25 protein-coding genes are annotated in these 24542 nt (G+C 39.4%); 22 read left to right on the top strand and 3 right to left on the bottom strand.

Annotated features, from left to right (window positions below; translation table 11 throughout):
* The first annotated feature begins 327 nt into the window (after window positions 1-327).
* From VEIT17_RS06345 to VEIT17_RS06320, 6 genes are read left to right on the top strand one after another with little or no spacing between them, the layout of a single operon-like run.
* Window positions 328-1278 (top strand): aspartate carbamoyltransferase catalytic subunit, encoded by a 951-nt coding sequence (locus VEIT17_RS06345; protein ID WP_178885308.1) that lies wholly within the window; start codon window positions 328-330, stop codon window positions 1276-1278.
* The gene (locus VEIT17_RS06340; RefSeq protein WP_178885306.1) at window positions 1262-2548 is read left to right on the top strand and encodes a dihydroorotase; all 1287 of its coding nucleotides are present in this window, start codon (window positions 1262-1264) and stop codon (window positions 2546-2548) included. Before VEIT17_RS06345 ends, VEIT17_RS06340 begins: the two co-directional genes overlap by 17 nt.
* The gene (carA, locus tag VEIT17_RS06335) at window positions 2548-3615 is read left to right on the top strand and encodes a glutamine-hydrolyzing carbamoyl-phosphate synthase small subunit (protein ID WP_060924922.1); all 1068 of its coding nucleotides are present in this window, start codon (window positions 2548-2550) and stop codon (window positions 3613-3615) included. Before VEIT17_RS06340 ends, carA begins: the two co-directional genes overlap by 1 nt.
* Before the next feature lies 1 nt (window position 3616).
* Window positions 3617-6817 (top strand): carbamoyl-phosphate synthase large subunit, encoded by a 3201-nt coding sequence (gene carB / locus VEIT17_RS06330; RefSeq protein WP_060924921.1) that lies wholly within the window; start codon window positions 3617-3619, stop codon window positions 6815-6817.
* A 4-nt stretch (window positions 6818-6821) separates the two neighbouring features.
* Window positions 6822-7589: a dihydroorotate dehydrogenase electron transfer subunit gene (locus tag VEIT17_RS06325; RefSeq protein ID WP_060924920.1), complete on the top strand. Its 768-nt coding sequence runs from the start codon at window positions 6822-6824 to the stop codon at window positions 7587-7589.
* Window positions 7589-8539: a dihydroorotate dehydrogenase gene (locus VEIT17_RS06320; protein ID WP_178885304.1), complete on the top strand. Its 951-nt coding sequence runs from the start codon at window positions 7589-7591 to the stop codon at window positions 8537-8539. Before VEIT17_RS06325 ends, VEIT17_RS06320 begins: the two co-directional genes overlap by 1 nt.
* Before the next feature lie 208 nt (window positions 8540-8747).
* On the opposite strand, the gene VEIT17_RS06315 is transcribed toward VEIT17_RS06320, so the two are convergent.
* Window positions 8748-9638 carry a LysR family transcriptional regulator gene (locus VEIT17_RS06315; protein WP_060924918.1) on the bottom strand — a complete coding sequence of 297 codons (891 nt, stop codon included), beginning with the start codon at window positions 9636-9638 and terminating at the stop codon, window positions 8748-8750.
* A 195-nt stretch (window positions 9639-9833) separates the two neighbouring features.
* Here VEIT17_RS06315 and VEIT17_RS06310 point away from each other — a divergent pair, with 195 nt between their 5' ends.
* The gene (locus VEIT17_RS06310; RefSeq protein ID WP_024065726.1) at window positions 9834-10022 is read left to right on the top strand and encodes a hypothetical protein; all 189 of its coding nucleotides are present in this window, start codon (window positions 9834-9836) and stop codon (window positions 10020-10022) included.
* A 21-nt stretch (window positions 10023-10043) separates the two neighbouring features.
* Here the strand turns inward: VEIT17_RS06310 and VEIT17_RS06305 are convergent, their stop codons facing one another.
* Complete coding sequence (locus VEIT17_RS06305) at window positions 10044-10697, bottom strand: YigZ family protein (protein WP_024065725.1); 654 nt, start codon at window positions 10695-10697, stop codon at window positions 10044-10046.
* Window positions 10698-11034: 337 nt separating this feature from the next.
* Here VEIT17_RS06305 and VEIT17_RS06300 point away from each other — a divergent pair, with 337 nt between their 5' ends.
* Together VEIT17_RS06300 and VEIT17_RS06295 are read left to right on the top strand one after the other, a co-directional pair.
* Window positions 11035-13209 (top strand): heavy metal translocating P-type ATPase, encoded by a 2175-nt coding sequence (locus VEIT17_RS06300; protein ID WP_060924917.1) that lies wholly within the window; start codon window positions 11035-11037, stop codon window positions 13207-13209.
* 193 nt (window positions 13210-13402) lie between these two features.
* The gene (locus VEIT17_RS06295) at window positions 13403-13930 is read left to right on the top strand and encodes an ECF transporter S component (RefSeq protein WP_129823858.1); all 528 of its coding nucleotides are present in this window, start codon (window positions 13403-13405) and stop codon (window positions 13928-13930) included.
* A gap of 126 nt (window positions 13931-14056) precedes the next feature.
* Here VEIT17_RS06295 and VEIT17_RS06290 read toward each other — a convergent pair whose 3' ends face one another.
* Window positions 14057-15382: an FAD-containing oxidoreductase gene (locus VEIT17_RS06290; RefSeq protein ID WP_178885302.1), complete on the bottom strand. Its 1326-nt coding sequence runs from the start codon at window positions 15380-15382 to the stop codon at window positions 14057-14059.
* A 232-nt stretch (window positions 15383-15614) separates the two neighbouring features.
* Between VEIT17_RS06290 and ylxM the strand changes: the two genes are divergently transcribed.
* The 13 genes from ylxM (at window position 15615) to VEIT17_RS06225 (ending at window position 24539) form a co-directional block, all read left to right on the top strand.
* On the top strand, window positions 15615-15950 hold the full coding sequence (ylxM, locus tag VEIT17_RS06285; RefSeq protein ID WP_105090321.1) for a YlxM family DNA-binding protein: 336 nt from the start codon (window positions 15615-15617) through the stop codon (window positions 15948-15950).
* A complete protein-coding gene (gene ffh, locus VEIT17_RS06280) occupies window positions 15940-17292 on the top strand; it encodes a signal recognition particle protein (protein WP_105094782.1) in 1353 nt (450 codons plus the stop codon). Before ylxM ends, ffh begins: the two co-directional genes overlap by 11 nt.
* Before the next feature lie 59 nt (window positions 17293-17351).
* On the top strand, window positions 17352-17615 hold the full coding sequence (rpsP, locus tag VEIT17_RS06275; protein WP_004695565.1) for a 30S ribosomal protein S16: 264 nt from the start codon (window positions 17352-17354) through the stop codon (window positions 17613-17615).
* 21 nt (window positions 17616-17636) lie between these two features.
* Window positions 17637-17864, top strand: coding sequence for a KH domain-containing protein (locus VEIT17_RS06270; RefSeq protein WP_009352618.1), 228 nt, complete (start codon window positions 17637-17639; stop codon window positions 17862-17864).
* 14 nt (window positions 17865-17878) lie between these two features.
* Window positions 17879-18286, top strand: coding sequence for a YlqD family protein (locus VEIT17_RS06265; RefSeq protein WP_060924913.1), 408 nt, complete (start codon window positions 17879-17881; stop codon window positions 18284-18286).
* Window positions 18286-18783 (top strand): ribosome maturation factor RimM, encoded by a 498-nt coding sequence (rimM, locus tag VEIT17_RS06260; RefSeq protein ID WP_060924912.1) that lies wholly within the window; start codon window positions 18286-18288, stop codon window positions 18781-18783. The genes VEIT17_RS06265 and rimM overlap by 1 nt, the downstream gene beginning before the upstream one ends.
* A 120-nt stretch (window positions 18784-18903) precedes the next feature.
* Window positions 18904-19734 carry a tRNA (guanosine(37)-N1)-methyltransferase TrmD gene (gene trmD / locus VEIT17_RS06255; RefSeq protein ID WP_178885300.1) on the top strand — a complete coding sequence of 277 codons (831 nt, stop codon included), beginning with the start codon at window positions 18904-18906 and terminating at the stop codon, window positions 19732-19734.
* Window positions 19731-20384, top strand: coding sequence for an NAD(P)H-binding protein (locus VEIT17_RS06250; protein ID WP_178885298.1), 654 nt, complete (start codon window positions 19731-19733; stop codon window positions 20382-20384). The genes trmD and VEIT17_RS06250 overlap by 4 nt, the downstream gene beginning before the upstream one ends.
* Before the next feature lie 74 nt (window positions 20385-20458).
* Window positions 20459-21529 carry a hypothetical protein gene (locus VEIT17_RS06245; RefSeq protein WP_178885296.1) on the top strand — a complete coding sequence of 357 codons (1071 nt, stop codon included), beginning with the start codon at window positions 20459-20461 and terminating at the stop codon, window positions 21527-21529.
* A 10-nt stretch (window positions 21530-21539) separates the two neighbouring features.
* Complete coding sequence (locus VEIT17_RS06240; RefSeq protein WP_178885294.1) at window positions 21540-21971, top strand: DUF350 domain-containing protein; 432 nt, start codon at window positions 21540-21542, stop codon at window positions 21969-21971.
* An 11-nt stretch (window positions 21972-21982) separates the two neighbouring features.
* The gene (locus VEIT17_RS06235; RefSeq protein ID WP_178885292.1) at window positions 21983-22543 is read left to right on the top strand and encodes a hypothetical protein; all 561 of its coding nucleotides are present in this window, start codon (window positions 21983-21985) and stop codon (window positions 22541-22543) included.
* 14 nt (window positions 22544-22557) lie between these two features.
* Window positions 22558-23859: a glutathionylspermidine synthase family protein gene (locus VEIT17_RS06230; protein WP_178885289.1), complete on the top strand. Its 1302-nt coding sequence runs from the start codon at window positions 22558-22560 to the stop codon at window positions 23857-23859.
* 107 nt (window positions 23860-23966) lie between these two features.
* Window positions 23967-24539, top strand: coding sequence for an RNA methyltransferase (locus tag VEIT17_RS06225; RefSeq protein ID WP_105086229.1), 573 nt, complete (start codon window positions 23967-23969; stop codon window positions 24537-24539).
* The last annotated feature ends 3 nt before the right edge of the window (window positions 24540-24542 follow it).

The raw sequence follows: 24542 nt of genomic DNA, 5'->3' as shown, positions 1-24542 counted from the left end.
TTTGTCTCTAATTATAGATTGATTATAAGGAAACAATTGGTGAAGTATAGAGAGGACAAGCCACTTTTGAGGTTTTGTCCTCTTTTTAAAATACTTATGAACTTTTGCTTTCACATTGACTTTCAAGGGCAGATTCAGTACAATAAATAAAGAAAATGCATCCATGGTACGAGAGACCATTGCATATTACAAAACCTTTTAATTTAGTCCAGAGAGGCTGAGAAAGGAATATAGTTGAAGCGCCCCATAAGGGCTTCTTTGTGCAAACTATTTGACCTTTTGCCCTGGGCAAAAGGTCTTTTTTGTTACGTGAGTTAGGAGGAAATCATGGGACAAGTTAGCCTAAAAGGCAAACATTTATTAGGTTTGCAAAATGTGTCACCTGAAGAAATCAAATTGATTTTAAATGTGGCAAAAAAAATGAAAAAAATCGTTCTTTCTGATGACAAGAAGGTTCCACTTTTAAAGGGGAAATCTATTGTTAACCTCTTTATGGAGCCAAGTACTCGTACCCGTAGTTCCTTTGAATTGGCCGGCAAATATTTAGGGGCTGACGTTATTAATCTTTCTCCTAGTGGTTCTTCCATGGGTAAAGGTGAAAGCTTCCGTGATACTTTGCTAACATTATCCTATATGGGCACAGATGCTATCGTAATGCGTCATAGTGCAGAAGGGGCTCCTCTATATGCCACAAAAGCAGTAGATCCTATCATCATCAATGCTGGTGACGGCGCTCATGAACATCCAACACAAGCATTATTAGATATGTACTCCATTTTAGAGAAAAAAGAATCCATTGAAGGTCTAAAAGTTGTTATTCTAGGCGATATTATGCATAGCCGTGTAGCAAGATCTAATATTTATGGCCTTACAAAAATGGGTGCTAAAGTACATTTGGCTGGTCCTCGTACTATGGTATATCCAGAGCTCGAAAAATTAGGTGTTACCGTACACCACGATATTCGTGAAGCAGTGGCTGATGCAGATGTGATTAACGTACTTCGCATTCAATTAGAACGTATTCATTCTGCGTTGTATCCTACAAATAGAGAATATGCACGTATCTTTGGTATTAACAATGATGTATTGAAATTGGCTAAAGATGATGTGATGGTAATGCATCCAGGTCCTATGAACCGTGGCCTAGAAATTGCACCAGATGTAGCATATTCTGATCAATCCGTAATTCAAGAACAGGTACGTAATGGCGTAGCTGTACGTATGGCTGTATTGTACTTAACTATTATCGGAGGTGACGGTAGTGAGCTTGCTTATTAAAAATGGTACGGTAGTTAATCCGGCAAAAAAACAAAACGAAGTAGCAGACGTTCTCGTAAAAGATGGTAAAATTGCAGCCATCGGTCAAAACTTAAGTGCTGAAGGCGCTGAAGTATATGATGCAACAGGTCTTATCGTAGCACCTGGTCTTATCGATATTCACACACATTTGCGTGAACCAGGCCAAGAAGCTAAAGAAGATTTCCACTCTGGTACACAAGCGGCTGCCGCTGGTGGTTTTACACGTGTAGTCACTATGGCTAATACAAACCCAGTTGTAGATAATGCTGCACTCGTAAGAGGTTTACAAAAACAGGCTGAACTCACTGGCGTTGTGAAAGTAGAATTTATTGGTGCTGTATCCAAAGGCCTTGAAGGTAAAGAACTTGCTGAAATGGGAGATATGGCAGAAGCCGGTGTAGTAGCCTTCTCTGATGATGGTCACTATGTAGAAAATGCCGCGTTTATGCGTCGTGCCTTAGAATACTCCTCCATGTTCAATAAAATGGTTATCGACCATGCAGAAGACATTACATTGACTAAAAATGGTCATATGCATGAAGGTATCGTTTCCTATGAATTAGGTGTTATTGGTCGTCCTGCAGTAGCTGAAGATTTGGCTGTTGCTCGTGACATCTTGTTGTCTGAAATGACAGGTGGTCACATTCATATTGCTCACGTAAGTAGTAAAAATACTGTGGATATGGTTCGTCGTGCAAAAGCAAAAGGTCTTAATGTAACATGTGAAGTTACAAGCCAACATTTATCTTTCACAGATGAATATTTACGCGAATATAACCCAGCGTTCAAAATGGCTCCTCCAATTCGATCCGAAGATCATCGCCAAGCATTATTAGAAGGCTTGAAAGATGGCACAATTGATGCAATTATTACAGACCATGCACCACATGCGTATGAAGAAAAAGACCATGAGTTCTGCTGTGCACCAAATGGTTTCAGTGGTCTCGAAACATCTTTGGCAGCGGTTATTACTAATGCATATGGTCCAGATAAACTTAGCATCGACCAAGTTGTATACTATATGAGTACACGTCCAGCTGAATTAATGCGCCTTGATGCAGGTGTTCTTGAAGTTGGTAAATCAGCAGACATTACTGTATTCTCAACAACTGAAGAGTGGACAGTAGATCGCAATAAATTCTATACAAAAGGCAAAGTCAGCCCATTTGATGGTATGACTGTTACCGGTAAGGCCAAACTCACAGTAGTTGATGGCAAAGTAGTTATGAAGGAGGGCGTAGTCTTATAATGAAAGGCAAGTTAGTTCTTGAAGATGGTTCCGTGTTTGAAGGTTCCTTATTAGGTGGCGCTCCTACATTAGGGGAAGTTGTATTTAACACAGGTATGACAGGGTATCAAGAAATCTTGACTGACCCGTCCTATGCAGATCAAATTATTACATTAACATATCCTTTGATTGGTAATTATGGTACATTGAATGCTATTACTCAAGGTCCTAAACCATATTGTAAAGGCTTTATCGTAGGCGAACTGTGTGATTTCCCATCTAACTGGCAAAATGAAGGCCTATTTAGTGAGTATCTTCGTTTACACGGAATCCCTTGCCTTTATGATGTAGATACACGTGCTATTACACGTGTTCTTCGTAATCATGGTGTAATGAAAGGCGTACTTGTACGTTCTGATTACCCTATGGAAGATATCCAAAAATTATTTAAACAAGACTTGCCAACAGATCAAGTTATGCGTGTAACTACAAAATGGCAAGGTATGCGTGGCGATAAAAATGCAGAGTTCCATGTAGCTGTAATGGACTATGGTGTAAAGGAAAATATCCTTCGTTCTTTAGAAGCAGCTGGTTGCCGATTAACAGTGTTCCCTGCAGATGCTAAGGCTGAAGATGTGTTAGCAGCAAATCCAGATGGTGTATTCTTATCCAACGGCCCTGGAGACCCTCAAGATCTTGGCTATGCTGTAGAAGAGGTAAAGAAATTGTTCGGTAAAAAACCTATCTTCGGCATTTGCATGGGCCATCAAGTATTGGCACAAGCCTATGGTGGTACAACATTTAAATTGAAGTTTGGTCACCGTGGCTCTAACCATCCAGTACAAGATTTACGTACAGGCCGTGTATATATTACATCTCAAAACCATGGCTATGCAGTAGATGATACTTCCTTGCCAGATTTTGTAGAAATTACACATCGCAGTGTAAATGATGGCACTGTAGAAGGTATGCGCCATAAAGAATTGCCTATTTTCTCTGTACAATATCACCCAGAAGCGTCCCCAGGACCTACTGATAATCTATATTTATTTGACGAATTTGAAGACTTAATGAGAAAGGGAAAATAATATGACCACAGAAGCAAAAAAAGTGCTTGTAATTGGTTCTGGTCCAATTATTATCGGCCAAGCTGCAGAGTTTGACTATGCTGGTACACAAGCATGCCGTTCCCTTCGTGAAGAAGGTTATAAAGTAGTATTGGTTAACTCCAATCCTGCTACAATTATGACTGATACAGATATTGCAGACCGCGTATATGTAGAACCAATTAGTCTTGAATTCGTAACAGAAGTAATCAAAAAAGAACGCCCTTGGGGCTTATTGGCTACATTAGGTGGCCAAGTAGGTCTTAATATGGCCGTACAATTGTCTGAAGCTGGCGTATTAGAAGAATACGGTGTAAAACTTCTTGGTACAACTCTTGAAGCAATCAAACAAGCCGAAGACCGTGAGCTCTTCAAAGAAGCGATGAAGGAAATCAATCAACCAGTACCTGAATCCGATATCTTTAACGATCTTGAAGAAGCTGTAGCCTTTGCTAATCGCATTGGTTATCCTATTATCATCCGTCCTGCATATACATTGGGCGGTACTGGTGGCGGTATTGCACATAACGAAGATGAAATGTATGAAATCACACGCCGTGGTTTGAAACTTTCACCAATTCACCAAATCCTAGCAGAACGTTCTGTAGCAGGTTGGAAAGAAATCGAATACGAAGTAATGCGCGATAGTGCAGATAACTGTATCATCGTATGTAACATGGAAAATATCGATCCTGTAGGCGTACATACTGGTGACTCCATCGTTGTGGCACCAAGCCAAACATTGAACGATATTCAATACCAAATGCTCCGTACTGCATCTGTAGAAATCATTCGTTATTTGAAAATCGAAGGTGGTTGTAATGTACAATACGCCTTGAATCCTAATAGCAATGAATATATCGTTATCGAAGTAAACCCTCGTGTATCTCGTTCCTCTGCATTAGCATCTAAAGCAACTGGTTATCCAATTGCGAAGGTAGCTGCAAAAATTGCAGTAGGCATGACATTGGATCAAATTACAAATGCTGTAACTGGCGAAACAAAAGCATGCTTCGAACCTACACTGGACTATGTAGTAACTAAGTTTCCACGTTGGCCATTTGAAAAATTCAATTTGGCAGACCGTACATTGGGCACTCAAATGAAGGCTACTGGCGAAGTTATGGCTATCGACCGCTCCTTGGAAGGATCCTTACTTAAAGCAATTCGTTCCTTGGAAATTGGTTTAGACCATATTGAGCTTAAGAAAATCTCTCATGAGTCCATGGAACAATTGATTGAACGTTTACATTTAGTAGATGATGAACGTATCTATGTTGTAGCAGAAGCACTTCGCAAGGGCATTAGTGTAGAGAAAATTCATTATATTACAAAAATTGATACATTCTTTATTGAGAAAATCAAAAACATTGTTAATGTAGAAAAAGCTTTAGTTGAACATGGTTTAACAGAAGAAGTATTGCGCAAAGCAAAACGTTATTCCTTCACTGATTCTGTTATCGCTCGTTATGCTAATACAACTGTAGAAGATGTTCGTGCAAAACGTAAAGAATGGAATATTCTTCCAACCTATAAATATGTAGATACATGTGCTGCCGAATTCGAATCTAAAACACCGTACTACTACAGTGCTTATGCACAAGAAGACGAAGTTAAACCACTAGGTGAAAAATCCGTTGTAGTACTTGGTTCCGGTCCAATTCGTATCGGTCAAGGCGTAGAATTTGACTACTGCTCCGTACATTCCTCTTGGGCACTTCGTAAAGCGGGTTACCAATCTATTATGATCAATAATAACCCAGAAACAGTATCTACTGACTTTGATATTTCTGATTCCTTGTACTTCGAACCATTAACAGTGGACGATGTAATGGAAATCATTGATAAAGAAAAACCAGCTGGCGTTATCGCTCAATTTGGTGGTCAAACAGCTATCAACTTGGCGGGCCCATTGGCTAAGCGCGGTGTCAAAATTCTCGGTACATCCGTAGATAGCATCGATATGGCGGAAGACCGTGAACGTTTTGATGAATTGTTGGCAAAACTTGGTATTCCTCGTCCAGTAGGTGCTCTTGTAACTTCTGATGAAGAAGCACAAGCAGCAGCTAAAAACCTGAAATATCCATTGATTGTTCGTCCTTCCTATGTATTGGGCGGTCGTGCCATGGAAATCGTATACAACGATAAAGAGCTTGATGTATACATGAAGGAAGCTGTAGTTGCATCCAAGGAACATCCTGTTCTTATCGACCGTTACATGGTTGGTATGGAAGTAGAGGTTGACGCTATTTCCGATGGTACTGACGTATGTATTCCTGGTATTATGGAACAAATCGAACGCGCTGGTGTTCACTCTGGTGACTCCATGGCCGTTTATCCTGCTCAACATTTGAGCCAAGAATTGATTAATCAAATTGTAGACTATACACGTCGTATTGCAGTAGGGCTTAATGTTAAAGGTGTACTTAACATTCAATATATCGTGGCTGATGGTGAACTTAACGTAATTGAAGTTAACCCTCGTTCTAGTCGTACTGTACCATTCATTTCTAAGGTTACAGGCATTAATATGGTAGAATATGCAACACGCATTGCTCTTGGTGAAAGCTTAAAAGATTTGGGCTTGCCACTCGGTCTTGTACCTAATAAACCATATGTAGCTGTAAAAGCACCTGTATTCTCCTTCTCCAAAATGGGCCTTGTAGAAATTGCTCTCGGACCTGAAATGAAATCTACTGGTGAAGTTATGGGTATTGGTCGCACATATTCTGAAGCTTTGTTTAAAGCAATCAATGGCGCTAACATGCGTATCCCAGAAGATGGTACAATCCTTATGACTGTTGCAGATCGCGATAAAGAGGAAGCGAGTCAATTAGCAAAAGGCTTTATTGAATTGGGCTATCACATTGAAGCAACGGGTGGTACTGGTAAATACTTCAAAGAACATGGCATTGACTGCAAGGTAGTTAACAAAATCTCTGAAGGTGATGACAACTGTGCTGACCACATTCGTCAAGATAAAGTCGATCTTGTACTTAATACATTGACGGCAGGTAAACGTCCTGAACGTGAAGGCTTCCAATTGCGTCGTCTTGCTGTAGAAATGGGTACACCATGCTTAACAAGTCTTGATACAGCTCGTGAAGTATTGCGCGTTGTAGCAAACCGTAAAGATGATGCTAACTACAATGTAGAAGCATTACAAGATTTTGAATTGGAGTAAAACCATGAGTGGTTATGTAGAACAGGGCGAAGTCGTTCGCAATGAGCAAATAGGCTCTGATGTGTGGATTATGGATATTCACGCACCAAAACAGGCAGCAGAAGCAAAGGTAGGACAGTTTTGTAATGTTCGCGTAGCGAACTCTACGGCGCCATTATTGCGTCGCCCTATTAGCTATGCTGGATTCGATGTACAAAAGGGGACTATTACCCTTTTGTATCGCGTCGTAGGCAAGGGGACTGAAATTATGACACGTCTCGTGCCTGGTGATACATTAGATTGTTTAGGACCTTTGGGTGAACCATTTGTAACATCTAATAATATGCTACTTGTTGGTGGTGGTGTTGGTATTGCACCGATGCTATGCATCGCGTCTCACTTGCAAAACGGTGAAGAAGCACAAGTTATTTTGGGCTTTAGAAATGAAAGTGAAACCTTCTGGGCAGACTTATTCAAAGATACGCCTGTAGAGGTACATATCACTACTGATGATGGTAGCGTAGGTACAAAAGGTTTCCCTACAGCGATCATGCCAGAACTTATTAACGCTAATACGTTCACATCTGTTATGACTTGTGGTCCTACACCGATGATGAAGGGTGTGGCAAAAGTTGCTAAAGAGCTCAATGTACCATGCCAAGTATCTCTTGAAGAACGCATGGGATGTGGTACAGGCGGTTGCTTAGGTTGCGCTTGTGATGGTGCCGGTGGCAAACGTTATAAAGTTTGTAAAGATGGTCCTGTATTCCCAGCTGAGGAGGTGTTCTTTTAATGAGTGAACGCGATTTAAATAACACCGTTACACCTAATCCAAAGCTTGCTGTAGATTATTGTGGGATTAAGATGAAAAATCCTATTATCGCTGCATCTGGTACCTTTGGTAATGGCCCTGAGTATGCTGGTTATTTAGACCTTAGTAATGAAGTAGGTGCTATTTCTATAAAAGGATTAACGCCTAAAGGTCGTCATGGTAATCCAGGAACTCGTATTGCAGAAACACCATCTGGTGTATTAAACTGTATTGGACTTGAAAATCCAGGGGCAGAACATTTTGTTACAGATATTTTGCCAGACCTCAAGAAATATGATGTACCATTGCTAGCAAATATGTCTGCTGGTACGGTAGAGGAATTTGCGTGGATGGCAGAAACACTATCTGTAGATGGTATTGCAGGCCTTGAAGTTAATGTATCTTGCCCAAATGTTGCCTGTGAAGGCATGGCTTTTGGTATAGATCCAAAGGTAGTAGAACAGGTAACAAAAGCGGTTCGTAAAGTAACAGATAAGCCTGTTATTGTAAAACTTTCACCAAATGTTACGGATATTGTGGAAATCGCAAAGGCTGTAGAAGCTGGTGGCGGCGATGGTGTCAGTCTCATTAATACCATTCTTGGTATGGCTATCGATATCCATCGTCGTAAACCTGTATTGGGTAATATTTATGGTGGTTTATCTGGGCCAGCTGTTAAACCGGTTGCACTTCGCATGGTGCACCAAGTATATAAAGGGGTTAATATTCCTATTATGGGCCTTGGTGGGATTATGACAGGCACTGATGCTGTTGAATTTATGATGGCTGGTGCACAAGCAGTCCAAGTTGGGGTTGCTACAATGGTAGATCCCACGGCGATTTCTCGTATTGCTCGTGAAATGGGCGATTATGTGGAACAATATAATCTAAACAGTATTACTGATATAGTAGGTGCTGTGCATCAAGGGTAGTAATAGTTTGTATCTAGTAAATGTAACGACTAAAAGTTTACTTGTGCAGCTTAAGATGGCTTACCATACATATTAAGATGACAAAGAAAAGACCTAGTACATAGTGTACTAGGTCTTTTCTTATGTATTGTATTGGTATCTAACATAGGGTAGGTACCAATCGTGGAAACTGTTGATATCATAATAGTAATCATATGTAGAACTTTAATTATACATAAGCTTTATAGAAATCAATAAATTGCTGTGCTACCGGAGATAAAGCATGTCCTTTGAGGGTAATAAATGCTTTTTTGAAATCTCCAGAGAATTCTGGTAATTTAATGCGGGCCATTTTACGATGGTTAACAAGCTCTTTACCATCCATAGGAACTAAAGAGACAGTTCTACCAGAAGATGCCCATTCGATGGCAGAACTCTTAGTTGTAGTGATAGCAACGGCATTGAGTTGGTCCATATCTGTCAAGCTAGATTGCATAATCATTCGCACAGAGCCGCCGGAGAGGGATAATGGGCATTTTTTGATATCATCCCAAGTGATTGTATCATGTTCGCGGTCTATCCAGAATACATCACGACGGAAGATAGCATATAGGTGTTCTTCTTGTGTGAGAAGAATATCAAATTTGTCAGTGTCTACCATTTGGATATTAGCAATTCCTAACTCAGCATTACCATTAATCAGTTGATTAACTACATTCGTCATCAGTCCTTCATAGATTTCAAAGTGAACTGATGGATATTTCATGGAAAAGGCTGGTAAATATTGTTGTACAATTGGTGTGGAACGAGATGCAGAGGTTGCGATTCTCAACGTACCTTCAATGCGTGAATTTAACTGCTGTACCGCATTATACGTAGATTCTTCAATAGAACATAGTTGTTGGGCTTTTTCGTAGAAGATTTTACCTGCATCAGTAAGTTGTAAGTTCGATCCTCGTTGACCGCGCTTGATATTGATGAGTTGAGCCCCAAATTCAGCTTCTAAATATTTTAATTGTTTACTTAAAGCTGGTTGTGTAATATGAAGAATCTCTGCGGCCTGTGTCATATTGCCCGTTTGAACGAGGGTAATAAAATTGTGGTAGTAAGATGTATCCATAGAATCTCCCTATTATACACAAAATAAGATAAATAAAATTTATAACGAACTGAGTAATAGTAATTTCACATTTAATAAAATGGTATATATACTATAGTTATCAAGGAAAGAGAAAGAATAATGTGTTTGAAATAAACTTTCTATCCTTATCACAAATTTTTATATAATATAGTGATTAAGAAAGTAGGTACTATCATGGGCGTAGTAAAAAGAACATTAGGTAAAGCAATTCGTAATTGGGAAGCACGTAGATTAATGACTGCACATAATACAGGTCTTAGTCGTAAAAAACAACTAGAACGCGTATGGCCTCATCCATTGACTAATGAAAAACGTCACGAACTAAGTCAAGGCATAAGTGGATTAGTCCATAGTGATAACTAATTAATGTGCTCATCAGTAAGATTATTGTTCTAGCGGTAGCACCACTTCAATAGAATCTAATATAGTACAAGTAGCAGCTCCATGACTCATGTCTTGGAGCTCTTTTTGTATGCGCTCTACATCAGTAGGAGGTACTAAGATAGTAATATCTACATGTTCGCCAAAACTTGCTTCATAATGTAGTTTTTGATCTTGCACATATCTTTCTATAGCCCCATACAAGGAATAGTCGATGGTAGCCTGCAACTGAGTTCGTGTTGTGTGTAGTTCTTTAGGGGCAAGACGTAAAGTTTCTGCAACGGAGTGTGAATATGCACGAATCAAACCACCTGCGCCTAGCTTAATACCTCCAAAATAGCGCGTTACTACGACGGCTACATTGGTAATACCTGTTTTTTTGAGTACTTCTAACATAGGTTTACCAGCGGTACCAGAAGGCTCACCATTGTCAGAAGAGCGTTGTTGCTCTTGCTTTGGTCCTAATGCAAAGGCCGTACAGTTGTGGCGGGCATCCCAAAATTCTTTGTTGATGCGGTTAATAAAAGCCTGCGCCTCCTCTTCTGTAGAACAAGGATATATTGTTGTGATAAAACGCGATTTCTCCACAACATATTCGTGGCGAAACTCCTTCGCTACCGAAGTGAATTCTACTATAGGGCTTATTGATTCACACATAGTTTCACCTCCTTTGGAATCAAAGTTTATGTTTATTCATCATCACTTTATTATAATCTATTTATGAATGTTGTGTATAGGTGGGGAGATGTTAAATCCCCTATAAAAAAGGAATAGTCCTCTAGATTTGGTAGGATATTGACGTAATGATAATTTATGTTATTATTGATTATAGACCTATGAATGAATACTCATGTAAAAGTGTTCATATATTAAATGATACGTGTTTATAAAGTATTCTGTTAGCGATGTATGATATATCTACTATAAGTTTCTGACTTATATAGATATATAGGAACATATATCTTTGAAGATTATGTTAGAAAGAAGTGATACTATGAGCAAGAAGAAACAAGAGTTTGATATTACAGGTATGCACTGTGCTGCTTGTGTAAAGCGCGTTGAAAACGTCGTTTCTAAGATCGATGGCGTAGAATCTGTAAAGGTTAATCTACTCACTCGAAAGGGGAGTGTAGAATACAAAGATAGCTCTACTGTAGAGCCACAACAAATTATCGATGCCATTACGAATATTGGTTTCGGTGCTACGGAAGCAGATGAAACGAAGCAAGAAATAGAAAAGGTTAATTTAAAACCTCATATTACGCGTCTTATCATTGCTGCTTGTATGGCCGTACCGATGATGATTAACATGACATTACATCGTTTTGGCATTCAAGCCTTGCCAGTATGGGTAGAGTTCATTCTTGCTACCATTGCTCAGTTCGGCCCTGGCCTTATGTTCTATAAGAGTGCGTGGAGTGCGGTAAAGAATGGCGCCCTTACCATGGATGTTCTCGTTGTAATGGGTACGACTGTTGCCTATCTATTCAGTATTTATAATTGGCAGTTCCATCCAGAACTTGGGCCTCATGGCATTTACTTTGAAACCTCAGCTTGGCTCATTACATTCATTCTTCTTGGCAAACTTTTAGAAGAAATTGCTAAGGGGCGTACCTCTGAAGCACTTCAAAAATTGATTGCCTTGCAACCAGCAACAGCTCATGTATTGCGTGATGGTGAGTTCGTAGATATTCCTACATCTAAGGTTGTAGCAGGTGATATCTTACAAGTTCGTGCAGGTGAAAAAATTCCAGTCGATGGTACTATTACTGAAGGCTATTCTACTGTAGATGAAGCTATGCTTACCGGTGAAAGCTTGCCTGTAGAAAAACAAGTAGGCTCCGAGGTAATTGGGGCGACTATTAACTTGAGCGGTGCTTTCACAATGGAAGCAAAACGTATCGGCTCCGATACAATGCTCTCTCAAATCATTAAAGTCGTAGAGGAAGCTCAAACCTCTAAAGCAAGTATTCAACGTATTGCAGATATCGTAGCTCAATACTTCGTGCCTATCGTTATTGGCCTCGCTGTATTGACTGGCCTTGTATGGTATTTTATTGTAGGCGATTCTGTTAATGTAGCTCTCATTAATGCTACAGCAGTGCTTGTTATCGCTTGTCCTTGTGCGCTTGGTCTCGCTACACCAACATCTATTATGGTAGGCTCTGGCTTAGGTGCGGAGCATGGTGTTCTCATCAAGAGTGCGGAATATCTTGAAAAAGCTGGTAAACTTGATGCCATCGTTATGGATAAAACTGGCACTCTTACGCAAGGTGTTCTCGATGTAACGGCTTTCAAAAATTATAATGGTGATGAAAGTATAAATATGTCCCTTATGATGGCCCTTGAAAGTGGTACATCGCATCCAATTGCAAAGGCCATGGTTTATTATGGCGAAGATCATGGTTATAAAGGTAAAGCTGTAGAACTAGAAAGCTTCGGTGATGTGCCTGGTAAAGGTTTGCAAGGCGCTTATCAAGGCGTGTCTGTACAACTTGGTCATAGCCGTTGGATGTCTGAATTAGGTTATGATCTAAGTGCCGTCCAAGATGATATTCTACACTATGAAGAACAAGGTGCTTCCGTGTCTGTTCTCGCTGTAGATGGTGTCATCAGTGCATTATGGGCTGTAGAGGATGAATTGCGTCCAGAAACTATTGAGGTGGTAAAAGAATTACAGTCTCAAGGTATCGATGTGTGGATGCTTACCGGTGATAATCGCCGTACAGCTCAATATATTGCTAAACAAGCAGGTATTACTCACGTTATTGCAGAAGTGTTGCCTCAAGATAAAGCTAGCAAAGTAAAAGAGTTACAAGATAAAGGTCTCGTAGTGGGCATGGTTGGTGATGGTATCAATGATGCACCAGCTCTTGTAACTGCAGATATTGGTTTTGCTATCGGTAGTGGTACAGATATTGCTGTAGAAGCAGCAGATATCGTTCTTGTAAGAAATGATTTACACACACTAGTACAAGCAGTACGCCTCAGCCGTAAGACTATGACTAATATTAAACAAAATCTATTCTGGGCATTGATCTTTAACTGCATTGGTATTCCATTGGCTGCTGTCGGCGCATTAAATCCTATGATTGCAGGTACAGCAATGGCATTTAGCTCTGTAACCGTTGTAAGTAACTCTTTACGTTTAAAACGAGCTAAGATTTAATTTTTAGATTATATCTTATAACATATAATATGTGATAGCGTTGATTTAAGTTTATAAAGCACCTATACCATGGTATAGGTGCTTTATTTTAAATCTGGCTATATATTTAATTCCTATGAAATTAGTGTTTTTAGACTGGTTGAGATTTGTTATACTAAATATAGTTATTCAGCTAAAAGAGAGGAGCTAGATTATGAAATTAAAGACGCGTGATATTGTATATATCGGATTTATTGCTGCCTTATGTGCAGTAGCAACAACGATTCGCATCGAAATACCGGGTGGGGCCATGGTTCACTTAGGATCTGCTGCATTATTTACATCATCCATTCTTTTTGGCGGTTTATATGGTGGTTTAGGTGCGGCTATTGGTTCCGCATTATTTGATCTTTTTGGTGGACATACGCAATACATTGTATTCTCTTTCTTTATTAAAGGTATTGCAGGTCTTATTGTAGGTGGTATGACAGCAGGTTACTTGCCACCATCCATTACAAAACCGACAGCAACCTTTACACGTATTTTGATTGCTCTTATTATTGGTACAATTTGGACTGCATTTGGCTATTTCTTAGCATGGTGGTTTGTTCTTGAAAGTGCAGCCGTAGCAGCTAGCAAAATTCAATACTCCTTGATTACAAGTGCTGCAGGTATTGTGGTGGCTATCGTATTGACACCTAAATTGCAATCAGTAGTTCGTAGATTATTTACAAAGAACTAAATATATTAACTAATAATCCAAAATTGATCATTAGGCATAAATAAAAGAGTCTCCCGTAACTTATCTATTCCAGTTATGGGAGACTCTTTTGTTTATTATATTAGATTATGTAGTTACTATTCTTACCTAGAAATTACAGAGATCATTTAAATTTTCTGCCATTGTAGGATGTGTGAAGATTTGGTTTTTGAAATATGTATATGGAATGTTGTTGTCCATAGCCATTTTAATGAGGTTAATCAACTCTTCAGCACCTTGAGAATAAAGTGTAGCACCAAGGATTAAATTGTTTTCTGCATTTACTACAATTTTAAAAGCACCTTTTAAATAGTCGTTTACATGAGCTCTTGGCATGGTAGCTACGAGCATTTCTTTAGTTTTAACTGTATATCCTTTGTTGATAGCATCTTCTTCTGTGAGACCTACACGAGCCAGTGGAGGTGTTAAGAATGTTGTATAAGGAATATTTTTGCGATCTTTTAATGTGTATTGGCCATTACCTGTAAGAGCACCAAATACAATGCGGAAGTCATCGAGAGAAATATACGTAAATTGAGGACCACCGTTTACATCTCCTACTGCATATACGCCAGGAACGGAGCTTTCACATGTATCATTCACTATGATAGCGCCGCGTTCGTTAGTAGTAATATCCGTATTTTCTAAACCGATGTTAGCTGTATTTGGTTTGCGACCTGTAGCATATAAAACGGCATCAAATGTATAGTTTTGACCATTTGCAGTAATAACAGGTTTGTTGCCATCATTAGATACAGAGTTTAATGTTACATCGTTAAGAATAGTAATACCTTGCTCAGTCAAGTACTCATTAGCTAATTCTTGTACGATAGGTTCCTCGCGTTTTAAGATACCAGATTCAATATTAAATACTGTTACCTTTGCACCTAGTTTAGCATATAGGCTGGCAAATTCAAGGCCGATAGGGCCCGCGCCGATGACACCTAGAGTACTGGGTTGAGGGGATAATTGTTGGATTTCTGTGCTATTATAGAAGCCTGTTGCTGTGTCGATGCCATCAATGTTAGGCTTAATCGCTACAGCACCAGTGTTAATAATAATTGTTTCACCAGATAAGATGATTTTATCTTCCCCAGCTGTAATGGCGATTTCTTTATTACTAATGAATTCACCATGTCCAGTATATACATCGACATGTTCATTAGTGTCTAACATAGCGAAGTTTTTATTGCGTAAACGAGATGTAACTACCTCGCGTTGGTTTAATACTTGATCGTAAGATAAGCCTTTTGATGCGGCTATAATCATCGTTTTAGTTGGGATACATGCAATATTAATACATGTGCCACCATACATTAGTGGGTTTTCTTCAATCATAGCTACAGATTTGCCCATAGAGCCAAATTTAGCGGCTAATGTTTTACCGGCTTTGCCGAAACCTAGAACGATAAGGTCATATTGTTTGGTATTCATAAAATACCTCCTGTCTTTATATTGAAAATATTAGATATCTATATTATAGCACTTTATTATAGATATAAAAGTAAAAAATAAAATTTATTATCATTAAAGTAATTATCTTAGAACATAAAAGTAGTTGAGTACAAGACTATAATTGTGTGTTAAGTATTTCTACTTGACACATCTTTTTTTATACTGTACCATATGTAAAGTAATATGACTTGACAGTGATGGAGGTGGCGAAATGGAAGAACGAGTGCTTATAAGTTTGCTCTTGGATTTCTATGGGCCATTATTGACGGACAAGCAACGCATGTCCTTACAACTTCACCACGAAGACGACATGTCCCTTGGAGAAATCGCTGAGGAACTAGGCGTATCACGGCAGGCTGTACACGATAACTTGCAGCGTGCTCGACACATTTTAAATGATTACGAATCAAAGTTGCACTTGGTAGAACAATATGAACAGCGTGAAGGTTTGCTTTCACAGTTGAAAGAAACCTTGCCTGAAGAGGTGTTAGCTGAAACCAAGGTACAAAAAGTATTGGCGCAAATGGAGGGATATTATGGCATTTGATAGCTTGTCAGAAAAACTGCAAGAAGCCTTTCAATCCTTGAAAGGGAAGGGCAAAATTACTGAAGATGATGTCAATCTTGCGTTGCGTCAAGTACGTACAGCACTATTAGAAGCGGACGTTAACTTTATGGTTGCGAAGGACTTTGTGAAGTCCATTAAGGAAAAGGCCCTCGGTGAAGAGGTATTCGGTTCTTTGAATCCAGCACAAACGGTTATTAAGATCGTAAATGACGAATTAACAGCTCTCTTAGGCGGTACACAAAGCCGTATCATGATTTCTAGCAAGCCTCCAACGATTATCATGCTTGTTGGTTTGCAAGGTGCTGGTAAGACTACAACAGCTGGTAAATTGGCAGTATACCTTCGCAAACAAGGTAAGCATCCAATGCTCGTAGCTGCCGACGTATATCGTCCCGCTGCGATTACTCAATTGCAAGTTGTAGGTAAGCAAATCGATATTCCCGTATTTGCTGATGAAACACCTGGTGCTAATCCAGTAGACATTGCGCGTCGTGCCGTAGAGCAAAGCACGCATATGTTGAAAGATGTTGTTATCATCGATACAGCTGGTCGCTTGGCGATAGACGAAGTTCTCATGGACGAGTTGTCCAACATCAAAGCAGCTGTTCGACCTCATGAAATTCTACTCGTTGTAGACTCCATGATCGGTCAAGATGCAGTAACAACAGCACAAACATTTAATGAAAAATTAGGCGTTGATGGTGTTATCCTTACTAAACTCGATGGTGATGCGCGCGGTGGTGCTGCGTTATCCATCAAAGCTGTAACAGGTTTGCCAATCAAGTTCACTGGTGTGAGCGAGAAAATGGATGGTTTTGATGTATTCTATCCAGATCGTATGGCTTCTCGTATTCTCGACTTGGGCGATTTCAAAACATTGATTGAAAATGTTCAAGGCGCTATCGACGAAGAAGAAGCTCGTGAAATGGCTAAGAAAATGGCGAAAAACAATTTCACCTTGGATGACTTCTTGAAACAGATGAATCAGGTGAGAAAGTTAGGGCCATTACAAAATATTATTGGTATGTTGCCAGGTATGGGTCAAATTAAGGATCAATTAAAAGACCTTGATTTGAATAGTAAAGAGGTGCGCCGTATTGAGGCCATCATTACATCCATGACGGCAGCAGAGCGAGAAAACCCAAGTATTCTTAATGGTTCTCGCCGCAAGCGTATTGCAATGGGGTCTGGTACGCAAGTACAAGACGTTAATCGCTTGTTGAAACAATTTGAAGAAGCGCGGAAGATGATGAAGCGCATGCAAGGTTTACGTGGCGGTAAGGGTGGCTTCCCAGGAATGCCTAAATTACCGTTTATGTAATACATGGGCAGGGGCGCTGAACCTGTCCACCCACATCAGTATAAGGAGGTGAATTTCACATGTTAAAAATTCGTTTGACTCGTTTAGGTGCTAAAAAAGCTCCTTTCTACCGTATCGTTGTTGCTGACGCACGTGCTCCACGTGAAGGGCGTCCTGTTGACACTATTGGTCAATATGATGCTACTAAACAACCAGCTATCGTTAATGTAGACGAAGAAAAAGCTTTGGCTTGGTTAGCTAAAGGTGCTCAGCCTACTGACACTGTTCGCTCCTTGTTCAAAAAACAAGGCGTTATGCAAAAATTTGCTGACGCTAAAAAGTAATTAATAGAGAGGCATACTGTGATGATAGAATTAATTTCATTAATTGCGAAATCATTAGTGAAGCAGCCTGATGCCGTATCTGTTACCATGGTCCAAAAGGGGAATATGGAGGTTTACGAACTTCACGTAGCCCCAGAGGATATGGGCAAAGTCATCGGAAAGCAAGGACGAATTGCGAAAGCGATTCGCGCTGTGGTGAAAGCGGCGGCTATTAAAGAGAACAAAAAGATATCTGTTGATATTGTCTAAAAGGGAGTATTCCAATGGAAGAAATGACATTACGTGTCCCTGTAGCAGTAAAAGCAAAAGTAACAGAAGACTTGAAAGCGAAGATTGTATCCGATCTTGAAACTCGCCTTGATATGGTGAATAAAGATTTGGAAGCAATTGAGTTCCAAGCTCAACGTATTTTGGCTGATGCGGCTAAAGTTGATGCAACAAGTCTTACTGCGATTCGTCAACAAATCGACGAAGAGAAAAATAAACGCTTGGCTTTCAAAGAAGAAGTAACAGCTAAATTGAAAGATGCTCAAGAATTGTCTTTGGGAACTGAAATTCCTCAAGGCACATTAGAGCAAACAGTTACCGTTAAAATCGGGGATGATTTGGATGCCATGATGGGCGCTGAAATCCTATTAGAAGACGGTAAAATCGTTGCGTTTCGTCAATAATGAAGCATAACGATTTCATCACAATAGGTGTTATCATCGCCCCGCACGGCGTGCGGGGTGATCTTCGTATTATGCCTAGAACCGATTTTCCAGAACGGTTCATGCATATGGATGCCTGTTACATCGATGGTAAAGAATACCACGTTGCATCCGCACGATTTCATAAACAATTCGTATTAGCATCCTTTAAGGAAATCCCTGATCGCAACGCGGCTGAATTATTCGCTAAGAAAGAGATTCAAGTACGTCGTGAAGATTTGGTAGAATTACCAGAAGGTCGCTACTACATCTTTGATATCATTGGTCTCGAAGTACAAGATACAAAGGGGAATGTGCTTGGCACAGTGACTGATGTATTGCAACCTGGTGCTAATGATGTTTATGTGGTTTCCAAAGATGGGGAACCAGATCAATTATTTGCAGCCATTGAAGAGGTCGTTAAAGACATCGATGTGGAAAATAAATTAATGATCGTAGATCCGCCTGAATGGATATAATCCTTTAGGCGGTTTTATTTTATCTACATATAGGTATATTATGGTAAAAGTTATATAATATAGCTATATATAGATAATGCTAATGAGTTTATGTGAGTTAATAAGTACAGAGGACGGTCTATGCGTATCGATATCGTATCTTTATTTCCTGAGTTTTTTGATGCTTTTTTTAGTCATTCCATCATAAAACGGGCTATCGAAGCAGAACGATTGTCTGTGGGTGTAACTAACCCTCGCGACTTTAGTCATAATAAACATGGTCAAGTAGATGATACGCCCTATGGTGGCGGTGCGGGTATGCTTATGATGGCACCTCCCATCTTTGAAGCGGTAGAATCTGTTATTGCTCAATATGATAGCGAAACTAATAGCGCCTATTCTACAGATGAGATGTGTGATGAAATGAGCCTTATTGGTAATCCTAGTGAAAGTATACGACGTCGTGTTATTTTTATGGGACCTACAGGTCAACCTTTTACACAAGAAAAGGCTCGTGAATTAGCTACGTACGATCAAATAGTCCTTATTTGTGGTCATTATGAAGGTGTAGACTATCGTGTAGAGGAACATTTAGTAGATGAAACGATTTCAATTGGCGACTATGTGTTAACTGGTGGTGAGTTGCCAGCTATGGTTGTAGCAGATGCAGTAGCTCGTATGATTCCTGGCGTACTGGGGGCTGCTAGTGGTGCACAGGAGGATTCTTTTTATGAACCTTTGTTAGAATGCCCTCAATATACAAAGCCACCAGAATTCAGAGGATGGGTTGTTCCTGATGTATTGCGTAGCGGTCATCATAAAAATATTGCTACGTGGCGACAAAAGGAAGCTTTAAAACGGACACGATTATTGCGGCCCGATTTATTGGAACGACCATTAACAAAAGAGGAAATTAAACTGTTAAAAGAAATTATTGCTAAAGAGTCTGAAAGAGATATAGGTGAAGTATGAAAGCTTTAGTATTAGGTGCTACTGGTGCAGTTGGTCGCCATATTGTAGATTCATTGATTGACAATCATGAAATTCAAGAAATTCATGTATTTGTACGTCGTCAAGTTACGTATACATCTCCAAAGGTAATCGTTCATATCGTCAATTTTTATGAACCTCGTGAATGGGCACACTTAGTAACAGGGGATATTTTATTCTCTGCTATGGGCACAAACCGCAAACAAGCAGGCTCTAAAGAAGCACAATGGACAGTCGATTATACTTACCAATACGAAATGGCTCGCATTGCAGCTCAAAATGGTGTGAAAAAATATGGTTTAGTATCCTCTTTGGGGGCAAATCCAAAATCTCCATTCTTCTATATGTCCATGAAAGGACAATTAGAAGAGGTTATTTTAGAGTTGCCTTTTGAAGCGATTGTTATTGCTCGTCCAGCTACATTGATTCGAGAAGAACCTAAGTTGGTGGAACGCATTAGCTGTGCTATATTTGGTGTTATCAACAAAGCTCATATATTAATGAGCCAAGAACCCGTAAAGACGGTTGACCTAGCAAATGTCCTTGTAAAAGCTACAATAGGGCAGCAGTATGGCATTTCCATTATTGAAAATGAAACGATTCATGAGCGGATAGGCTATTTTAAAGCTTAATTTCATTAAATCCCGTTTTGGAGAGGGAATAGGCCGAGATCCATATGATTTTACCTATTCGAGCGAGGTTATGTATGGAGTTTAATTGTTGTGATGTCCTTGAGGTACAGGGCAGTCGTTATGTAATAACTGAAAAAATTAAATATAATGAGATTATTCCAAAAGCAGATCAGGAACAGGCCTATAAAGCTAAGCCGTCAATGCAAAAATCACCTGGAGATTATTGGCACGAATATGGTCTCGAGGATGTTGAGGGGTCCGATAAAATATGGGTTACCATTGAATACAATGATAATGAATGGTGCACTGTATCTAGAACATCTTATCGCAAACGAGCGCCGAAGGGTTTTACGTTACATCAAATCGGTTTAGAGAAGGTTGTAGCTGTAGATGGTGATAGTGGTGCGTCCGTAGGTGACCGGGCTGGCTACAAGGAATACCAATTGCCTTGTGAAGGCGGTGCTAGTGTATTCTTTGAAGAAAACTGGTTTAAAGGGGAGAAGATGTTCGCCGAAGGGGCACGTGTTCCTTTGAGGAATATTCGTCTCTGTAATGATGCAGAAGCTAATGCTATTAGTAAAAAGAAACGGAATCAACGGCTGAAAAAACGCTTTGAAGGAGTTGCTACTTCTATAGGGATCGGTGTATTATTTTTACTATTTCTGTTTTGGTCGGACAATGATTTGTCTTGGCATAGTATACGCGCTATGTTTGGAGTGCCTTATACGGCAAAAGAACATATGCATGACACATCTGCATATTATACAAAAACAGATTCGGATGGCGATTATGTATACACGTCTTCGTTGGACCCTGTTAGCACCGCATTAGATTTGATTGATTCTGTGAATGGTGATATTAAAAATGAGCGGGACAACTTAGAAGAGGGACATGAAGTTATTGTATTTTATTCTGGGGACTTGGTGTATATCATTACCAATACGGATGGACAAACTAAGGTTAAGGTATGTGAACAATCAAAATTGACACAAGAGGATTGGAAAATTATTGATCGTACATTAATCAGCTCTCATATACTCGATAACTATGCGACTATGGTTCGACTAGGGGATAATACGGGACGCGAACGGTTGTATCCTACCAGCAACTCTAATAACACATCCAATACAAAATTATATTATTAGGAGGCTTATTATGATTTATATACCAGATATATTATTGACGATTTTTTATGCTTGTTTTGGAATTTTTCTAATGTTAACAGCTAATACTGTTATTGATTTCTTCGTGCCTGGAAAATTTAGTGAAGAAATTAAGCGTGGTAACTGTGCTGTCGCATGGCTCTCAGCAGGTTCATTTATCGGCATTGGTGAAATCTTGCGCGCTGTCATCATGTCTCCTGTAGTGGCTACAGCTGATACATCTTTATTGCACGGTGTTGTGGCCAGTATCGTATATGCTATTTTAGGAATTGTATTATTTGTAACAGGCTATATGTTTATTAATTTATGGCATCGAAAATATAATTTATCTGAAGAGATTATGCGTGGTAATACGGCAGCGGGTATCCTCGTCTTTGGCATCTTTGTAGGTCTTGCTCTCGTTGTTAGTGGTGCTGTGCACTAAGGGAGTGTCCTATGTATAAGCCAAGTAAGAAAACTATATACATAACGGGTGCCTTTGCCGCTGTGGCGGGTATCGTTGGTGTGTCTTCATACTGGAATGACATCGCTTATGCTGTATGTGATAAAATCTATCCCGAAGCAAATGAAGGGGAAGTACGATTGAAGGATAATCAAGGTAATCGCTATTCTTTATTAAATCATGGAGATGGTAAGGAAACGGCTTTATATGATGACAATCGGTCTGTTACATTTCACCGTGATAATACTGGAAATTTAGTATGGGATGCCGGTTTAGCTGGACTTTTACCTAGTATTGCGGCTGGCTACTATATTTTCCATGGATTTAATCCACCTACAGCCCGTATGGATGGACGGACCATGACCTATCGTGTGGCAGCTCCATTAAAACCCTATGAGGAGCCTAATGTATATACAGCATCAGGTTCAAATGTGCGTACTTCTTTGGGGCGACGTACTTATCTAGACTATGAGAAGCGTAGAAGTCAAAAAGCATCTTCTATAGGTCAAAAATCTGGCTTTGGTAGTGCAGGTGTACGTTCTAGCAGTTCATAATGGAGGGCGATACTATGGAATCGTATATAGATGAACTTGATACAAATATTTTGCCCTTTGTAGATTATGAGGGCTATGATGATCGGTATCCTGCTCTTACTGCACAATCCTTTCCAGCCGAATTTTATGATGAAATTCGACATGCGTCACGCATGTTATTTCAAATATTTTGTAAAGCAGCTAAGGTATTTCAACAGGCACCTGATGAGTTTGCACTCAATATGGATATGCCAGAAAATTTGATTCCCTATTTACATCGTGGGAATCCATTGGGCTTACCTACATGGTTATCTCGATTTGACTTTGTCCTTGATGATAGAGGGCAATTGCGCATGGTAGAGATTAATGCGGATACACCGTGCTTTTTAATTGAAAGCTATTATGCTAATGGTGTAGCTGCACGATATTTCGATAAAATAGATCCTAATGCAGACGCTAATAATGAACTTAAACGTTTTTTGAAACGCGTATATGAAGGAACGTCTCGTAAAAAATATAGTGTGACTAATAAACATCAGAATGTGATGATTGATAATGAAACGGAGCCTTTTGTTTTTGGGTGCTTTCATGATTATTTAGAGGACTATGGTACTACACAGTTTCTCTTACGTGCCATGAAATCAGCATGTCCAGATGCAGATGTACGATTTTTATCCTTTTACGATATGGTCATTGATGATGATGGTATTCTGTTATCTGATGGTAGTCATGCAGCCAATCTGTATCGTTTACATCCTATGGAACTATTGATTGATGAAACTACAGCAGATGGTGAACCACTAGGTGAAATGTTTTTAGATTTGTATAATGAATACCGCTTTAATCTATTTAATCCACCAGAGGCGATTATTTTACAGAATAAATCGTTTATGTCCTTAGTGTATGCTCTATACTTAACAAACCAATTTTTTACGGCCCCTGAGCGAGATATTATCGAGCGCTATTTGACGCCGTCCTATTTTGAAAGTGATTTCCTGAACCTTGATGATGGACTTTATATTCAAAAGGAAATTTGGGGACGTGAAGGGCGAAATATTCAGGTTGTTCAAAAACGTGGAAATCAAGCTGAATTATACATGGAGAAATTTGTAGATAACTATGATGATATAGTTTGTCGGGACAGCAAAAAGGTTATGTATCAGGAATTCATTAAGCAGAAACACTTTATTCATACCGTAGATAGTGGTATGAAAGAAGGCTGTTTGACATTATCTTGTTTTATGCTTGGCGATCAAGCCTCTGCAGTCGGTTGTCGTTTTTCTCCTGAAGAAATTGCCGGCACTGAAGCATATTTTGTACCGCTTTTAGTAGATTAATTAGTATTTTAATTTTATGTTTTGTTTTAGTATCTCAATTTGGATAGTTTTATTTAACATTTACTGGATCAGATTGATATCGTTATTATTGTTGGAGATTTAAGGCGTTGGCTAATTTATATATTGGGCTTGTTCATTATCCAATTATGAACAAGCATAAAGAGGTCATTACGACGGCCATTACAAATTATGATATTCACGATATTGCACGAGCATCTATTACCTATGATGTATCTAAATATTTTGTGATTCACAATATACCTGCTCAGCGTGAGTTGGTGCGCACCATCATGGAACATTGGAAATCTGGATTTGGTTCTACTTACAATCCAGATCGCAAGGATGCTTTCACCGGCGTGGAGTTGGTTAACTCTATTGCAGTAGCAGTGCGAATGATTGAAGACCTAGAAGGTATGAAACCTATTGTGGCGACAACAGATGCGCGTACCTATGATAATACAATTTCCTATGCACGGATGCGTGAACATCTTGAAAATGAGGGGCGCCCTGTGTTAGTATTATTTGGTACCGGTTATGGTATGACAAAAGAAACGATGGAAAGCTTTGACTATATTTTAGAACCTATATATGGCCATGGTGAATACAATCATTTATCTGTGCGTAGTGCCGTTTCAATCATCTTGGATCGATTACGGGGCGAAGCATGGTGGAATAAATAGGAG

Origin of the sequence: Veillonella nakazawae (assembly GCF_013393365.1) — a bacterium.
In the GTDB taxonomy this organism is placed as follows: Bacteria; Bacillota; Negativicutes; order Veillonellales; family Veillonellaceae; genus Veillonella; species Veillonella nakazawae.
This window is presented reverse-complemented; position numbering and strand designations above follow the sequence as displayed.

Bases quoted from the DNA above. Each gene is read 5' to 3' on its own strand.
- rpsP (WP_004695565.1), top strand. From the start codon at position 17,352: ATGTTAAAAATTCGTTTGACTCGTTTAGGTGCTAAAAAAGCTCCTTTC.
- VEIT17_RS06315 (WP_060924918.1), bottom strand. From the start codon at position 9,638: ATGGATACATCTTACTACCACAATTTTATTACCCTCGTTCAAACGGGC.
- VEIT17_RS06230 (WP_178885289.1), top strand. From the start codon at position 22,558: ATGGAATCGTATATAGATGAACTTGATACAAATATTTTGCCCTTTGTA.
- VEIT17_RS06290 (WP_178885302.1), bottom strand. From the start codon at position 15,382: ATGAATACCAAACAATATGACCTTATCGTTCTAGGTTTCGGCAAAGCC.
- carA (WP_060924922.1), top strand. From the start codon at position 2,548: ATGAAAGGCAAGTTAGTTCTTGAAGATGGTTCCGTGTTTGAAGGTTCC.
- ylxM (WP_105090321.1), top strand. From the start codon at position 15,615: ATGGAAGAACGAGTGCTTATAAGTTTGCTCTTGGATTTCTATGGGCCA.
- VEIT17_RS06300 (WP_060924917.1), top strand. From the start codon at position 11,035: ATGAGCAAGAAGAAACAAGAGTTTGATATTACAGGTATGCACTGTGCT.
- VEIT17_RS06265 (WP_060924913.1), top strand. From the start codon at position 17,879: ATGGAAGAAATGACATTACGTGTCCCTGTAGCAGTAAAAGCAAAAGTA.
- VEIT17_RS06295 (WP_129823858.1), top strand. From the start codon at position 13,403: ATGAAATTAAAGACGCGTGATATTGTATATATCGGATTTATTGCTGCC.
- VEIT17_RS06345 (WP_178885308.1), top strand. From the start codon at position 328: ATGGGACAAGTTAGCCTAAAAGGCAAACATTTATTAGGTTTGCAAAAT.
- VEIT17_RS06240 (WP_178885294.1), top strand. From the start codon at position 21,540: ATGATTTATATACCAGATATATTATTGACGATTTTTTATGCTTGTTTT.
- ffh (WP_105094782.1), top strand. From the start codon at position 15,940: ATGGCATTTGATAGCTTGTCAGAAAAACTGCAAGAAGCCTTTCAATCC.
- VEIT17_RS06270 (WP_009352618.1), top strand. From the start codon at position 17,637: ATGATAGAATTAATTTCATTAATTGCGAAATCATTAGTGAAGCAGCCT.
- trmD (WP_178885300.1), top strand. From the start codon at position 18,904: ATGCGTATCGATATCGTATCTTTATTTCCTGAGTTTTTTGATGCTTTT.
- VEIT17_RS06305 (WP_024065725.1), bottom strand. From the start codon at position 10,697: ATGTGTGAATCAATAAGCCCTATAGTAGAATTCACTTCGGTAGCGAAG.
- VEIT17_RS06245 (WP_178885296.1), top strand. From the start codon at position 20,459: ATGGAGTTTAATTGTTGTGATGTCCTTGAGGTACAGGGCAGTCGTTAT.
- rimM (WP_060924912.1), top strand. From the start codon at position 18,286: ATGAAGCATAACGATTTCATCACAATAGGTGTTATCATCGCCCCGCAC.
- VEIT17_RS06325 (WP_060924920.1), top strand. From the start codon at position 6,822: ATGAGTGGTTATGTAGAACAGGGCGAAGTCGTTCGCAATGAGCAAATA.
- VEIT17_RS06310 (WP_024065726.1), top strand. From the start codon at position 9,834: ATGGGCGTAGTAAAAAGAACATTAGGTAAAGCAATTCGTAATTGGGAA.
- VEIT17_RS06250 (WP_178885298.1), top strand. From the start codon at position 19,731: ATGAAAGCTTTAGTATTAGGTGCTACTGGTGCAGTTGGTCGCCATATT.
- carB (WP_060924921.1), top strand. From the start codon at position 3,617: ATGACCACAGAAGCAAAAAAAGTGCTTGTAATTGGTTCTGGTCCAATT.
- VEIT17_RS06235 (WP_178885292.1), top strand. From the start codon at position 21,983: ATGTATAAGCCAAGTAAGAAAACTATATACATAACGGGTGCCTTTGCC.
- VEIT17_RS06320 (WP_178885304.1), top strand. From the start codon at position 7,589: ATGAGTGAACGCGATTTAAATAACACCGTTACACCTAATCCAAAGCTT.